The sequence below is a fragment of the Stenotrophomonas sp. YJH_SMC_122 genome (genome assembly GCF_059369535.1).
In genome coordinates, this window is sequence record NZ_JCAFST010000021.1 from 1 (window position 1) to 13294 (window position 13294).

General features: G+C 68.4%; 13 protein-coding genes and 1 pseudogene. 8 read left to right on the forward strand and 6 right to left on the reverse strand.

Annotation, left to right across the window (positions count from 1 at the left end):
• Positions 1-143: pseudogene (locus tag AC5P66_RS19265) on the forward strand (IS110 family transposase); the annotation flags it as partial.
• Positions 144-364: 221 nt separating this feature from the next.
• Here the strand turns inward: AC5P66_RS19265 and AC5P66_RS19270 are convergent.
• Entirely contained in the window at positions 365-742 is a 378-nt protein-coding gene (locus tag AC5P66_RS19270) for a DUF4124 domain-containing protein (RefSeq protein ID WP_049414343.1), read from the reverse strand.
• An 80-nt stretch (positions 743-822) separates the two neighbouring features.
• Here AC5P66_RS19270 and pssA point away from each other — a divergent pair, with 80 nt between their 5' ends.
• From pssA to rimI, 3 genes are read left to right on the forward strand one after another with little or no spacing between them, the layout of a single operon-like run.
• On the forward strand, positions 823-1599 hold the full coding sequence (gene pssA / locus AC5P66_RS19275) for a CDP-diacylglycerol--serine O-phosphatidyltransferase (protein WP_495216555.1): 777 nt from the start codon (positions 823-825) through the stop codon (positions 1597-1599).
• Positions 1596-2099: a hypothetical protein gene (locus AC5P66_RS19280; protein ID WP_049414340.1), complete on the forward strand. Its 504-nt coding sequence runs from the start codon at positions 1596-1598 to the stop codon at positions 2097-2099. Before pssA ends, AC5P66_RS19280 begins: the two co-directional genes overlap by 4 nt.
• Positions 2096-2593 carry a ribosomal protein S18-alanine N-acetyltransferase gene (gene rimI / locus AC5P66_RS19285; RefSeq protein WP_049414339.1) on the forward strand — a complete coding sequence of 166 codons (498 nt, stop codon included), beginning with the start codon at positions 2096-2098 and terminating at the stop codon, positions 2591-2593. Before AC5P66_RS19280 ends, rimI begins: the two co-directional genes overlap by 4 nt.
• A 66-nt stretch (positions 2594-2659) precedes the next feature.
• On the opposite strand, the gene AC5P66_RS19290 is transcribed toward rimI, so the two are convergent.
• From AC5P66_RS19290 to AC5P66_RS19305, 4 genes are all read right to left on the reverse strand, one after another.
• Positions 2660-3481, reverse strand: coding sequence for an EamA family transporter (locus AC5P66_RS19290; RefSeq protein ID WP_495216556.1), 822 nt, complete (start codon positions 3479-3481; stop codon positions 2660-2662).
• A gap of 133 nt (positions 3482-3614) precedes the next feature.
• On the reverse strand, positions 3615-6443 hold the full coding sequence (locus AC5P66_RS19295) for a valine--tRNA ligase (RefSeq protein ID WP_495216557.1): 2829 nt from the start codon (positions 6441-6443) through the stop codon (positions 3615-3617).
• Between the two features lie 72 nt (positions 6444-6515).
• Positions 6516-6941 carry a DNA polymerase III subunit chi gene (locus AC5P66_RS19300; RefSeq protein ID WP_049414335.1) on the reverse strand — a complete coding sequence of 142 codons (426 nt, stop codon included), beginning with the start codon at positions 6939-6941 and terminating at the stop codon, positions 6516-6518.
• An 82-nt stretch (positions 6942-7023) separates the two neighbouring features.
• Positions 7024-8502, reverse strand: a complete 1479-nt coding sequence (locus AC5P66_RS19305) for a leucyl aminopeptidase (protein WP_495216558.1) — start codon at positions 8500-8502, stop codon at positions 7024-7026.
• 104 nt (positions 8503-8606) lie between these two features.
• Here AC5P66_RS19305 and lptF point away from each other — a divergent pair, with 104 nt between their 5' ends.
• Together lptF and lptG are read left to right on the forward strand one after the other, a co-directional pair.
• Entirely contained in the window at positions 8607-9689 is a 1083-nt protein-coding gene (lptF, locus tag AC5P66_RS19310; RefSeq protein ID WP_100477538.1) for an LPS export ABC transporter permease LptF, read from the forward strand.
• The gene (lptG, locus tag AC5P66_RS19315) at positions 9686-10792 is read left to right on the forward strand and encodes an LPS export ABC transporter permease LptG (protein WP_049414332.1); all 1107 of its coding nucleotides are present in this window, start codon (positions 9686-9688) and stop codon (positions 10790-10792) included. Before lptF ends, lptG begins: the two co-directional genes overlap by 4 nt.
• 90 nt (positions 10793-10882) lie before the next feature.
• Here the strand turns inward: lptG and AC5P66_RS19320 are convergent, their stop codons facing one another.
• Positions 10883-11374 carry an RDD family protein gene (locus AC5P66_RS19320; RefSeq protein ID WP_049414330.1) on the reverse strand — a complete coding sequence of 164 codons (492 nt, stop codon included), beginning with the start codon at positions 11372-11374 and terminating at the stop codon, positions 10883-10885.
• 56 nt (positions 11375-11430) lie between these two features.
• Between AC5P66_RS19320 and xerD the strand changes: the two genes are divergently transcribed.
• On the forward strand, positions 11431-12408 hold the full coding sequence (xerD, locus tag AC5P66_RS19325; protein WP_111190429.1) for a site-specific tyrosine recombinase XerD: 978 nt from the start codon (positions 11431-11433) through the stop codon (positions 12406-12408).
• Between the two features lie 100 nt (positions 12409-12508).
• Entirely contained in the window at positions 12509-13294 is a 786-nt protein-coding gene (locus tag AC5P66_RS19330; protein WP_014645882.1) for a thioredoxin fold domain-containing protein, read from the forward strand.

The following is a 13294-nucleotide window of genomic DNA, read 5'->3' on the forward strand; positions in this document are numbered from 1 at the left end:
AACCTCGACTGCGCGATTTCTACCAGTCGCTGCGAGCCCGGGGCAAAGAAGGAAAAGTAGCCATCGTGGCGGTGATGCGGAAAATGCTGGTGATTCTCAACGCCCGGGTGCGCGACGCTGAAAACGGGCTGGTCCCTGCCTAAGGCCAGCCAGGGCGCAGACCAAAGGCTGCCGGCCAGCGGCCGGCACTACCGTGCCCGTCTCCTGGAGGGGCCAAGCCCCTCCATCAACACAGTTGCTACATGGACGTACTTGCGGCGTCCCCGCAATCCGACACCGCCCCGCCATTCCACGGAATGCCCGCTTTTGACGTTGCCGTTGCTTGCAGCCTCTGCAGGTGCAGGGCGCAGCCCTGCCGATACCCTTAACCGGCCGGTGGGCAGTACGCCTTGATGGCGGCTTCGGCCAATCCCTTCTGCGCGGTGTGCTGCTCCGGGGTCAACGGGGTGTCGGCCTTGCCATCACCATCGGTGTCCTGCATCACCTGGCCACCGCCGTCCAGCAGGGCCAGGTTGGCCCGGGCCGTGCTGCACTGCTCGGGAACCGGGGCGGCCGGGGTCTCGGTGCTGGCTGCGGCCTGCGGGGTGCGGGTCTGCTCACGGGTCTCGTACTTCTTGCCCGCCGGTGGGGTCTCCGAGTACTGGGTCACGCCATGGGCGTCCTTCCATTTGTACACGGGACCGGCCACGGCGTTGGCACTGGCCAACAGCAGCAGGCATCCAAGGCAGGACAGGGCACGCATGGCAAACTCCACGGAATGGGCGCAGAACGCCGATTGCAGCATTGGCGCCGACCGCTGGCAAGTCGATTAAACTGGATTCCATGGACCCGATCACACCGCCGCCGCGCTCGCGCACGATTTACCTGTTGCCCAACCTGTTCACCACCGCCGGCCTGTTCTCCGGTTTCTACGCGATCATCGCCGCGGCCAACGGGGATTTCGTCAACGCCAGCATCGCCGTGTTCGTGGCGGCGGTGATGGATGGCCTGGACGGGCGCGTGGCACGGCTGACCGGCACCAGCAGCGAATTCGGCGTGCAGTACGACTCGCTGGCCGACCTGGTCAGCTTCGGCATGGCCCCGGCGCTGGTGATGTACCACTGGTCGCTGTCGTGGCTGAAGTTCGACGATCCGCTGCTGGGCCGTGTGGGCTGGGCCGTGGCCTTCCTGTATGCGGCCTGCGCGGCGCTGCGCCTGGCCCGCTTCAATACGCAGGTGGCGGTGGTCGACAAGCGCTGGTTCGTCGGCCTGGCCAGCCCGGCCGCGGCCGGCCTGATGATGTCCTTTGTCTGGGCGTTTGCCGACGGCAATCTGGGCTGGGACGGCAACCAGCTGCGCTACGTGGCGCTGGCGGTGACGATCATCGCTGCGCTGCTGATGGTCAGCCGTATCCGTTTCTGGAGCTTCAAGGGCGGCGCTGCCAAGGGCACCCGTTCGGATCGCGTGCCGTTCCTGGTACTCGCCCTGGTGCCGGTGGCCATCGCCATCGCGGTGATCGACCTGCCGCGCGTGCTGCTCGCGGTCGGCATCCTGTACGCCTTGTCCGGCCCGGTGATGTGGGCCGCGCAGCGCCTGCGCAAGAAGCCCGAGGCCGCGTGAGCCAGGACCTGCCCGTGCTGTGGTCACCGGCCCAGCAGGCCTGGCTGCAGGCCATGGGCTATACCGTCTATCACGACGGCCAGCTGGCCGCCGGGCTGGATGCCGCATTGCAGTTGAGCGTGGCCGAAGCCGAGGCCAGTGTTGCCCCGCCGGAGCCGGTGCGGGCCGCTGTGCCGCCGCGTGATGCCCACGCCGCCCCCGCGACCGCAGTACGCGCGGAACGCCCGGCACCGCCGCGCCGCGAAACGCCGGTCAGTGCCCCGGATACCGTGCCGGCGGCTGAGCGCCCGCTGCCCAGCGGCAACGCACGCCAGCCGGTGGTGCGCCTGCCCGATCGCCTGCAGATCGCACTGCTGCGCGCCTCCGGCTGCAACCCGAACGACCCGGCCACCCAGGTACTGATGGACAGCTGGCCGCTGGACCAGCTGCGCCGCGACCCGGCCGCCAAGCGTGCGCTGTGGCCGCAGCTGCGTGCCCTGCGCAAGCGGGGCACGCCGTGAGCGCGGTGACCCGGCCCGGCCCGGTCAGCCTGCGTGCGCTGCGCGAGAGCGACCTCAATGCGGTGATGGCGATCGAACTGCGCGGCTATCCTTTTCCCTGGACCCGCGGCATCTTCATCGACTGCCTGCGCGCCGGTTATCCCGGCCTGGCGATGGAGCGCGATGGCCTGCTGATCGGCTATGGCGTGCTCAGCATCGCCGCCGATGAAGCGCACGTGCTCAACATCTGCATCGACCCGCTGGCACAGTCGCGCGGGCTGGGCCGCCAGCTGCTGCGCGCGCTGGTGCAACTGGCCGCCGACCGTGGCGCCCAGCGCGTCTTCCTGGAGGTGCGTCCGTCCAATACGCCGGCGCTGGCGCTGTACCACAGCGAAGGCTTCAACGAGATCGGCCGCCGCCCGCGCTACTACCCGGCCGCACAGGGCCGCGAGGACGCGGTGGTGATGGCGATCGAGCTGGTCGACGGTGACCTGCAGGTGATGCCGCCGCTGTGACGGAGAAGGGTGCCGGCCAGCGGCCGGCACTACCGCTAGCCGCCAACCTTGGTTGGCACGCTCTGCTCACGCCAGCCGCAACGCCAGCACGCCACCGACGATGAGCGATGCCGCCAGCCAGCGCGCGCGCGGAATCCGCTCGCGCAGCAGGAACACCGAGATCAGCAGCGCGAACAGGATCGAGGATTCGCGCAGCGCCGAAATCATTGCCACCGGCGCCTGGGTCATGGCCCACAACGCCATTGCATAGGAGGCGGTGGTGCCGACGCCACCGGCCAGTCCCAGCGGCCAATGCCGCCGCGCATAGTCCAGCACCGCGCCGCCGCGCGTGTACAACGCCCACAGCGGCAGCGGAATGCCCGACAGCAGGAACAACCACAACGTGTAGCTGAGCGCGCTGCCGGACTGGCGCGCACCCTGTGCATCGACCAGCGTGTAGGTGGCGATCATCGCTGCGGTCAGCAGCGGCAGGCGCAGTTGGCCGCCACGCGCACCCACTGCCATGCACAGGATGCCGGTGCTCACCAGCACCACACCCAGCCACGCTGCAGCGGGCAACGGCTCACCGAGCAGGGTGCCCGCCAGTGCGACCAGGATCGGCGCGCTGCCACGCATCAGCGGGTAGGCCAGGCTCATGTCGACCTGCTGGTAACAGCGTGCGACCAGCCCGTAATAGGTCACCTGCAACAGCACCGACGCGCCCAGCCAGGGCCAGCTGTGCGCGGCGGGGAAAGGCAGGAAGGGCAGGGCGGCGGCCGACAGCAGCGCGGCGCTGCCGGTGACCAGCACGGTGCCGAGGAACTTGTCCGGCCCGCGCTTGACGATCGCATTCCAGCTGGCATGCAGTGCCGCAGCGGCGAGAACCACCAGGAAGATCGAAAGAGGCATCTGGCGATGATGCCATGCGGGGGAAATGGAAACGCCGGGCATCGCCCGGCGTTTCCCATTCCATTTGGGTGGGTGCCAACCTCTCCCGCCGTGGCAGGTGCCAACCTTGGTTGGCACGCACCGGAGCGCGGCGTTACAGCTTCGCGCGCTGTTCGCGCAGGCCGGCCAGCTGGGTGTTCCAGTCGGCCAGGCGCACGCGTTCCTGCTCGACCACGGCCGGCGGCACCTTGTCGGTGAACTTGGCCAGCTTGGTCTCGCTCTTCGCCTTTTCGGCTTCGACGCGGGCGATTTCCTTGTCCAGGCGCACGCGCTCGGCATCAAGATCGACCAGGCCTTCCAGCGGCACCAGCAGCTTCAGCTCGCCCACGATCGCGGCGGCCGCCGGCGGTGCGCTTTCGCCTTCGGCCAGCCACTGGATGCTGTCCAGCTTCAGCAGGAACGACAGCGAGGTGCTGAAGCGTTCGATGCGCACGCGGTCCTGCGCCAGGCCGGCCTGCAGGCGCAGCGGCACCTGCTTGGACGGTGCGACGTTCAGTTCGCTGCGCACGCGACGCACCGCGCTGATCACCGCCTTCAGCCATTCCACGTCGGCCTCGGCCTGGGCGAAATCACCGGCGAATTCGGCGGCGGTCGGGTAGGGGCGCAGCGACAGCGTGGTTTCGGCCAGGCCCAGGCGTGGGGCCAGCTGCTGCCACAGCTGTTCGGTGATGAACGGCGTCAGCGGGTGCAGCAGGCGCAGCAGCGCTTCCAGCACGTACAGCAGGGTGTGGCGGGTGCTTTCGGCGTCTGCGGCGTCGGCGCCGTTCAGTGCCGGCTTGCTCAGTTCCAGGAACCAGTCACAGAACGCGTTCCAGGCGAATTCGTACAGGCACTGCGCCAGCAGGTCGAAGCGGTAGGCGGCGAAATGCCCCTGTGCTTCGGCGGTGGTGGCGGCCAGGCGGGCGAGGATCCAGCGCTCGGCATCGGTGCGCGGCTTGGGCACGCCGGTGAACGCAGCGCCCTCGGTGTTCATCAGGGCGAAGCGGCTGGCGTTCCAGAGCTTGTTGCAGAAGTTCTTGTAGCCCTCGGCGCGGTTCATGTCGAACTTGATGTCGCGGCCGTGGGTGGCCAGCGCGGCGATGGTGAAGCGCAGCGCATCGGCACCGTGGGCAGCAATGCCGTCCGGGAATTCCTTGCGGGTGGCCTTCTCGATCTTCTCGACCATCTTCGGCTGCATCAGGCCGCCGGTACGCTTGGCGACCAGGTCGTCGATGGTTATGCCGTCGATGATGTCCAGCGGGTCGAGCACGTTGCCCTTGCTCTTGGACATCTTCTGGCCCTGGCCGTCGCGGATCAGGCCGGTGAAGTAGACATCCTTGAACGGGATCTTCCCGACCAGGTTGTCGGTGGCCATGATCATGCGCGCCACCCAGAAGAAGATGATGTCGAAGCCGGTGATCAGCACCGATGACGGCAGGTAGCGGTCGAAGCCGCGCTCGGCCATGGCCTGTTCGTTGGGCCAGCCCAGGGTGGAGAACGGCCACAGCTGCGAGGAGAACCAGGTCTCCAGCACGTCGCTTTCCTGGTTCAGCACCACCTCGCTGCCCAGGTTGTGCTTTGCCCGCACCTCCTCTTCACTGCGGCCGACGTAGCAGGTGCCGGTAGCGGCGTCGAACCACGCCGGGATGCGATGGCCCCACCACAGCTGGCGGCTGATGCACCAGTCCTGGATGTTGTTCATCCAGTGGCGGTAGGTGTTGATCCAGTTCGGCGGCACGAAGGCAATGCTTCCGTCCTCGACCAGTTCCAGGCCACGCCTGGCCAGCTCGTCCATCTTCACGAACCACTGGTCGGTCAGGTACGGCTCGATCACCTGGCCGGTACGGTCGCCGCGCGGCACTTGCAGCTTGTGCGCCTTGGTTTCGACCAGGATGCCCAGGTCTTCCAGTTCGGCCAGCACGGCCTTGCGCGCGTCATAACGGTCCAGGCCCCGGAAGCGCTCGGGCGCGTTCTCGTTCAGCGCCGCCACCGGGGTGAACAGGTTGATCATCGGCAGGCTGTGGCGCACGCCGACTTCATAGTCATTGAAATCATGCGCCGGAGTGACCTTGACCACGCCGGTGCCGAACGCGCGGTCCACGTACTCGTCGGCGATCACCGGCACGCGGCGGCCGGTCAGCGGCAGCACCACGCTCTTGCCGATCAGGTGCGCATAGCGCTCATCTTCCGGATGCACCATCACCGCGGTATCGCCCAGCAGCGTTTCCGGGCGGGTGGTGGCGACGACCAGGTAGTCGCGGGTTTCGCGCAGGGTTTCCACGCCGTCGGCATCGCGCTCGACGTGCTCGTAGCTCAGGCCTTCGTCCAGCGTGTAGGCGATCGACCACAGGAAGCCGTCTTCCTCGGCGCTCTCCACTTCCAGGTCGGAAATGGCGGTCTTCAGCACCGGGTCCCAGTTCACCAGGCGCTGGCCGCGGTAGATCAGGCCCTGCTCGTACCAGCGCACAAAGGCTTCATTGACCGCCGCCGACGGCTGCGGGTCCATGGTGAAGGTGCTGCGCGACCAGTCGGCGGAGGTGCCAAGGCGGCGCATCTGGCGTTCGATGGTGTCGCCGGACTGCTGCTTCCACTCCCAGACCTTGCCGATGAAGCCTTCGCGGCCCAGCGAATCGCGGGTCTCGCCCTTGCCTTCCAGCGCCAGGTTGCGGCTGACCACCATTTCGGTGGCGATGCCGGCGTGGTCGGTACCGACCTGCCACAGCGTGTCGTAGCCGCGCATGCGGTGGTAGCGCACCAGCGCGTCCATCAGGGTCTGCTGGAAGGCGTGGCCCATGTGCAGGGTGCCGGTCACGTTCGGCGGCGGCAGCAGGATGGTGTACGGCTCGCCCGTGCCGGACGGCTTGAAGTGGCCGGCCTTCTCCCAGGCCTCGTAGAGGTCGGTCTCGAAGGACTTCGGGTCGTAGCTGGAGGCGAGTTGGGTCATGCGGGGGAACCAGGAGGTAATCGTTGAAGGATCAGGGCGCGGCGGCGGCCCATCAAGGGGGCCGCGGCGCGCTCACATGTCGTGCTTGTTCAGGGCGTAACCGGCGGCCTTGTACTGGCGCCAGCGCTCGCGCAGCGGTTCGCGCGCTTCCGGATCGGCCGGCACCACTTCCAGCACGCGCTCGCACTGGCCCAGCCAGGGCTCGTCGCGCAGGTTGATCACCAGCGGACGCGCCGGTGCCTCGGTGCCGGGTACCGCGATCAGTACCAGGGCCTCTTCCTCGTCCATGTCTTCGCCGGCGATCTGGTGCGGGATGTAGGCGTCGTTGTCGAACGCCCACAGCAGCTCGTCCAGCTCCTCGGCCTGGGCCTGGTCACGGGCCAGCACCAGGGTGAACAACCCGGCGTCGTTGGCCTTGCGCGCCAGCTCACAGACCAGGCGCAGCGGCTCGGTCAGGAAGCGGGGCTTGGCGATCAGGTAGAAGTCGGCGCGGGGCATGGCAGGGTCCGGGTCAGGCAGGGGCCCGGCAGTGCCGGGCGAGGCCCCGGCCGGCATCTGCCGGCCAGGGTCGGGTACGGCATCAGGCGCGGGCGGCCTGGTCCAGCAGCCACTGGCTCAGCAGGCCGACCGGGCGGCCGGTGGCCATGCCACGCTTGCCTTCATCGCTGGCCACGCCGGCGATGTCCAGGTGGGCCCAGCGCTGGCCTTCGGCGAAGCGCGACAGGAAGCAGCCGGCGGTGATCGCGCCGGCCCAGCGGCCACCGATGTTGTAGACGTCGGCGAAGGTCGAATCCAGCATCGGCTGGTACTCGTCCCACAGCGGCAGGCGCCAGGCGCGGTCGAACACGTGCTCGCCGGCGGCCAGCAGCTCGTTGGCCAGGTCATCGTGCTTGCTCATCAGGCCGGCGGTCTGGTGGCCGAGGGCGACCATGCAGGCACCGGTCAGGGTGGCGACGTCGACCAGCGCGGCCGGCTCGAAGCGCTGCGCGTAGGTCAGCGCGTCGCACAGGATCAGGCGGCCTTCGGCGTCGGTGTTGCCCACTTCGATGGTCTTGCCCGACATCGAGGTGATCACGTCCGACGGACGATAGGCGTTGCCATCGATGGCGTTTTCCACCGCCGGGACCACCACGACGAGGTTCAGCGGCAGCTTGGCCTTGACCGCCGCGACGAAGGTGCCGATGACGTTGGCGCCACCGCACATGTCGTACTTCATTTCCTCGATGCCGCCCTGGGTCTTCAGGTTGACGCCACCGGTATCGAAGGTGATGCCCTTGCCGACCAGCACATAGGGCTTGGCGTCGCCTGCACCGGTCCACTTCAGCACGACCAGACGCGGGCGGTTGGCCGAGCCACGGGCCACGGCCAGCAGCGAGCCCATGCCCAGGGCTTCCATCTGGTGCTCGTCGAGGATCTCGGCTTCGGCACCCTCGTGCTCGCCGGCGAACTTCACGCCCACGTCGGCCAGATAGGCCGGGGTGCAGTAGTTCGGCGGCAGGTTGCCCAGCTCGCGGGCGAACTCGACACCGGCGGCGATGGCCTGGCCCTGGGCCAGCGCCTGCGCGTCGTCACCGGCGATGACCAGCTGGGCCAGGCCGGCATCGTCGGCCTTCTTCTTGCCCAGGGTGGCGGTGTAGCGGTAGGCGGCGTGATCGGCGGCGATCACCGCCTGGCGGATCGCCCAGGCCGCGTCGCGGTCCTTCACCGCCACTTCGGACAGGGTGAACAGCGCGCTGCGGGTGGCGCCGGCCTTCAGCGCGCGCACGGCGTCGCCCACGGCCTTCAGGTATTGCGGCACGCCGAAACGGGCGGCTTCACCGAGGCCGACCACCAGCACGCGCGGGGCGGTCACGCCCGGCAGGTCGTGCAGCAGGGTGGTCGCGCCGGTCTTGCCGGACAGATCGCCACGCTGGGCCAGGGCGGCCAGGCGGCCACCGCTGGCGGCATCCAGGGCCTGCGCGGCCGGGGTCAGGGTATGGTCGGCATACGCGCCGACCACCAGGCAATCAACGGTGGCGGCGGCCGGAGCAACGTGGTTCAGGGTGAATTCGAGGGCCATTGAGCAGATTCCATTGGCGAGTCCGTACAATCGCAGGCCGTTTACGCCCAGACAGTAGACTGGGCGGCACCGCGAACGAACCCCAGAGTTTAAACCACCGCCCCATGCTGAAGCTCGACCGATACCTGCTGGGCGATTTCGTCCAGAGTTTCCTGGCTACCCTGATCGTCCTGCTGGTGGTCAGCGTGGGCGGCGTGCTGGTGGACATCCTCGGCAACATCGCCGACGGGCGGCTGCCGGCCAAGCTGCTGTTCTCCCAGCTGGGCCTGCAGTTCATCGCCTACCTGCCGCTGATCCTGCCGCTGGCACTGATGCTGGGCCTGCTGCTGGCCGTGGCGCGGCTGTACCGCGACTCGGAAATGGCGGTCATCACCGCCATTGGTGTCGGCCCCAAGCGACTGCTGCGGCCGCTGCTGATGCTGGTGGTGCCGGTGGTGCTGCTGGTCGGCGCCTGCTCGCTGTGGCTGGGCCCGTGGGCGGGCCGGATGGCCGAGCAGATGATCATCGAGGCCAACCGCAGCGTGCTGATGGCCGGCCTGGAGCCGGGCCGGTTCACGCCGCTGCCCAATGGCGGCGTGGTCTACCTGTCCTCGATCTCGCCTGACGGCACCGAGCTCGGCAAGGTGTTCATGCAGCGGCAGAAGGACGATCGCCTGGAAGTGGTGTCGGCCAACAGTGGCCGCATGTACTTCGAGGGCACCCGCCAGCGTTTCCTGGAGCTGGATGATGGCCACCAGGTGGAAGGCCCGGTGGCCGCTGGGCTGGATTACCGGCTGGCGACCTTCGCCCGCAACGACGTGGCCCTGCCCGATGGTGCACAGACCCGCACCGAGGACGACCCGGAACTGATGCCGACCCTGCAGCTGATCGGCGATGCACGGCCGCAGGCGCAGGCGCAGCTGCATCGCCGGCTGGCACCGCCGCTGATCGCGCTGGCGTTCGCCCTGCTGACCGTGCCGCTGGGCCGCAGCTCACCGCGCCAGCAGCGCTACGGCCGCATGATGCTGGCCCTGCTGGCCTACATGGTGGGCACCAACCTGATGTTCATCGGCAGCGGCTGGATTGCCAACGGCAAGATTCCGCCCGCGCTCGGCCTGTGGTGGTTGACCCTGCCGCTGCTGGCGCTGGCGATCTGGATGTATGTACGTGATGGCCGCCTGGGCCGTCCGAAGGGAGCCCGCGCATGAGGCTGCGCCCGATGCGTTTCGACCTGTACCTGGGCCGGTCGGTGTTCACCACCGTGCTGCTGACCTGGGCGGTGCTGGTGGGCCTGGACGTGGTGATGGCCTTCTCCGGCGAGTTCAAGGACATCGGCAAGAACGGCTACACCTTGGGGCATGCCGCCGCGTGGGTGCTGTACACGGTGCCGCGCCGCGCCTACACCATGTTCCCGACGGCCGCAGTGATCGGTGCACTGATGGGCCTGGGCCAGCTGGCCGCGACCTCGGAGCTGACCGCACTGCGTGCACTGGGCCTGTCGCGCAAGCGCCTGAGCGTTTCGGTGGCGATTGCGCTGTCGCTGCTGACCGCGGTGATGGTGCTCAGCGCCGAGACGCTGGGCCCCTGGGGCCAGGACCGCGCCGATGCTCTGAAGTCCAGCGCCAAATGGGGGCGGGATATTGCCACTACCCGTTACTCGGGGCTGTGGGCGCGCGAAGGCGACACCTTCCTCAATGCGCAGAGCGGCGAGGAGCAGCTGGTGGGCGACAAGGGCACGCGGCTGATCCTGCGCGATGTGCGCCTGTACCGGGTCGCCGAAGACGGCAAGATCGCCTCGTTGACCCACGCCGCCACCGCCGAGCACGACAAGGACGGCTGGGTGTTGACCGGCGTGCGCCGCGACACCTTTGGCGAGCGCTCGGCAACCCGTCAGGAAGTGGCACGTGAGCCCTGGAACTCGAAGTTGGACCCGGCCGCGCTGGCGACCGGCATCGCCAAGCCGCGCAACCTCAGCGTGTCCGAGCTCAGCACCAGCATTGCCTACCGCGAACGCAACGGGCTGGACGCGCGCGATTTCGAGGATGTGTACTGGAGCCGCTGGTTCTATCCGGTGAACGTGCTGGCCCTGTGCCTGGCGGCGGTGCCGTTCGCGTTCGGATCGCTGCGCAGCGGCGGCATGGGCAAGCGCCTGTTCCTGGGCATCCTGTTCGCATTGGGCTTCTGGCTGCTGCAGCTGTTCTTCGGCCGCATGGCCGGCGCGCTGAAGTTCGATTACCGCATTGCCTACGCGTTGCCGCCGATCGTGATGCTGGCGGTGTCCGGACTGCTGTTCCGGCGCAAGTCGGGCTGATCCTGATTGTTGTAGAGCCGAGCCTGTGCTCGGCTGTCACGTACAGTGCGGAAAGCAGCCGAGCACGGGCTCGGCTCTACAGACAGCGCCTTACCGCTTGGGCATGCGCACCAGGCGGGTGCCGCTGGCGCGGTCGTGCCAGGTCAGCCGTTGGCGGTCGATCCAGGCCCACCAGAATCCCAGCCCGCCCAGCAGCAGTGACAGCGTGCCTACCGCAAAGCGCAGCCACAGCTGGCTGCGCCGCAACGGCGCGCCATCGATTGATTGCACTTTCAGCCGCCACGGTCGCATGCCCAGGGTCTGTCCGCCACGGCGCCAGCTGGCCGTGGCGTACCACCCCGTGACCGCCCAGCACACCGCCCACAGCAGCCACTGCCAGGCACTGAACGGCGCGATGTTCTCGCGCTGTGCGTGGCCGCTGAAGGTGTAGGCGAGGGTGAACAGCGTGCCGGCCAGCATCCACAGTGCCAGCACCGGCAGTGCGTCGTAGGCCATCGCCAGCACGCGCCACAGCAGCAATGCGCGCGGATGGAGCATTTCGGTAGCGGCCGCAGGGGCCGTGTCGGTGGCAGGGCGGGACATGCGCCGAGCATACGCAAAGCTGGCCGTGCCCGCAGTGGCCCTCGTATCCTGCATGCATGGCCCTTGTCTCCACCCCCGCCGAACGCCGCCAGCTGGTCCAGCAACTGCCCGAGCTTCGCGGCGACGACAGCGTGCGCATCCAGCGCTTCCTCGATGCGATCTGGGCCGAGAACGGCCTGGCCCGTGCCACGCTCGACAGCTACCGGCGTGACCTCGAAGGGTTGGCGCGCTGGATGGATGGACGCGACGGTGGCCTGGCCGGCATCGAGCGTCCCGGACTGTTCGAGTATCTGGCCTGGCGCACCCGGCATGGCTGGTCGCCGCGCAGCAATGCGCGCCTGCTGTCGGCGTTGCGGGCGTTCTTCGCCGATGCGGTCCGCCGTGGCGAACGCAGCGAGGACCCGAGTGCGCTGCTGGATCCGCCGAAGCTGCCACGGTTGTTGCCCAAGGCCCTGGCCGAGAGCCAGGTCGATGCGCTGCTGGCGGCCCCGGACATCGACAGCCCACTGGGCCTGCGCGATCGCGCCATGCTGGAACTGATGTATGCCGCCGGCCTGCGCGTGAGCGAGCTGGTGTTGCTGCCGGCCACGGCAGTCAACCTGCGCCAGGGCGTGCTGCGGGTCACCGGCAAGGGCAGCAAGGAACGGCTGGTGCCGCTGGGCGAGGAATCCCAGCACTGGCTGGAGCGTTACCTGCAGCAGTCGCGCCCGCAGCTGGTCGGCAAGGGCAAGGTGCATGCCCTGGCGGATGGGCAGACCCCGTTGTTCATCGAACCGACGCTGCATGCGCTGACCCGGCAGGCGTTCTGGCATCTGGTCAAGCGCCACGCACAGGTGGCCGGCATCGACCCGGCGCGGATCAGCCCGCATGGCCTGCGGCACAGCTTCGCCACCCACCTGCTCAACCGCGGTGCCGACCTGCGCGCGCTGCAGATGCTGCTTGGCCACAGTTCCTTGTCGACCACCCAGATCTACACCCTGGTCGCGCGCGAGCACCTGCAGAAGCTGCACGCCCGCCACCATCCGCGCGGCTGAGTGCCGGGCTGAATCGCTGCCCGGGGCGCCGCCGGGCGTCGCCGCCCGGTACCGGCGGCTGTGTCAGAATCCGGGGTCTTCTTCTGTCGCGGACCGCTCCATGCTCCGATTTGCCATCGCCGCCGTGTTCGGTGCGCTCAGCCTGACCGCCTGCGCCCAGCCGGCTCCACCAGCCGCCAAGGCACCCGCCGCCGCTGCGGCGAAGGCCAGTCCGGCCGCGAATGCGCCCGCCGACCAGGCGGTACGCGCCGCACTGACCGCGTTGAACCCCGGTTTCCAGGTGGACTACATTGGCGCCGCGCCGTTCCCCGGCTTCCGCGAGGTCGTCGTTTCAGGCCAGCTTCTGTATGTGTCCGATGACGGCCGCTATCTGTTCCAGTCTCAGCCCTACGACACACGTGCCAAGGGCCCGGCCAACAGCGAAGGCCTGCTCGGCTACCGTCGCGGCCTGCTGGCCAAGGCCAACCATGGCGATCGCATCGTGTTCGCCGCGCCGAACGCCAAGTACACCATCAGCGTGTTCACCGACATCGAGTGCGGCTACTGCCGCAAGCTGCACCAGGACATCGCCGAGCTCAACCGCAACGGCATCACCGTCGAATACCTGGCGTTCCCGCGCATGGGCCTGGGCAGCAAGGACTACACCGACATGATTTCGGTCTGGTGTGCAGCGGATCGTCGCCAGGCGCTGACCAACGCCAAGCGCGGCGGCAGCGTTCCCGCCAGGAACTGCACCAATCCGGTGGCGATGCAGTACGCGCTGGGCCAGCAGCTGGGCGTGAATGGTACGCCGGCGATCTTCGCGCCGGACGGCACCCAGCTGGGGGGGTACCTGCCGCCGGCACAGCTGCGTGCGGCGTTGGAAAAGCTGTCGGCCAAGCGCTGA

Bases quoted from the DNA above. Each gene is read 5' to 3' on its own strand.
- AC5P66_RS19300 (WP_049414335.1), bottom strand. From the start codon at position 6,941: ATGCCCCGCGCCGACTTCTACCTGATCGCCAAGCCCCGCTTCCTGACC.
- AC5P66_RS19330 (WP_014645882.1), top strand. From the start codon at position 12,509: ATGCTCCGATTTGCCATCGCCGCCGTGTTCGGTGCGCTCAGCCTGACC.
- lptF (WP_100477538.1), top strand. From the start codon at position 8,607: ATGCTGAAGCTCGACCGATACCTGCTGGGCGATTTCGTCCAGAGTTTC.
- AC5P66_RS19270 (WP_049414343.1), bottom strand. From the start codon at position 742: ATGCGTGCCCTGTCCTGCCTTGGATGCCTGCTGCTGTTGGCCAGTGCC.
- AC5P66_RS19295 (WP_495216557.1), bottom strand. From the start codon at position 6,443: ATGACCCAACTCGCCTCCAGCTACGACCCGAAGTCCTTCGAGACCGAC.
- lptG (WP_049414332.1), top strand. From the start codon at position 9,686: ATGAGGCTGCGCCCGATGCGTTTCGACCTGTACCTGGGCCGGTCGGTG.
- AC5P66_RS19320 (WP_049414330.1), bottom strand. From the start codon at position 11,374: ATGTCCCGCCCTGCCACCGACACGGCCCCTGCGGCCGCTACCGAAATG.
- AC5P66_RS19290 (WP_495216556.1), bottom strand. From the start codon at position 3,481: ATGCCTCTTTCGATCTTCCTGGTGGTTCTCGCCGCTGCGGCACTGCAT.
- xerD (WP_111190429.1), top strand. From the start codon at position 11,431: ATGGCCCTTGTCTCCACCCCCGCCGAACGCCGCCAGCTGGTCCAGCAA.
- AC5P66_RS19305 (WP_495216558.1), bottom strand. From the start codon at position 8,502: ATGGCCCTCGAATTCACCCTGAACCACGTTGCTCCGGCCGCCGCCACC.
- pssA (WP_495216555.1), top strand. From the start codon at position 823: ATGGACCCGATCACACCGCCGCCGCGCTCGCGCACGATTTACCTGTTG.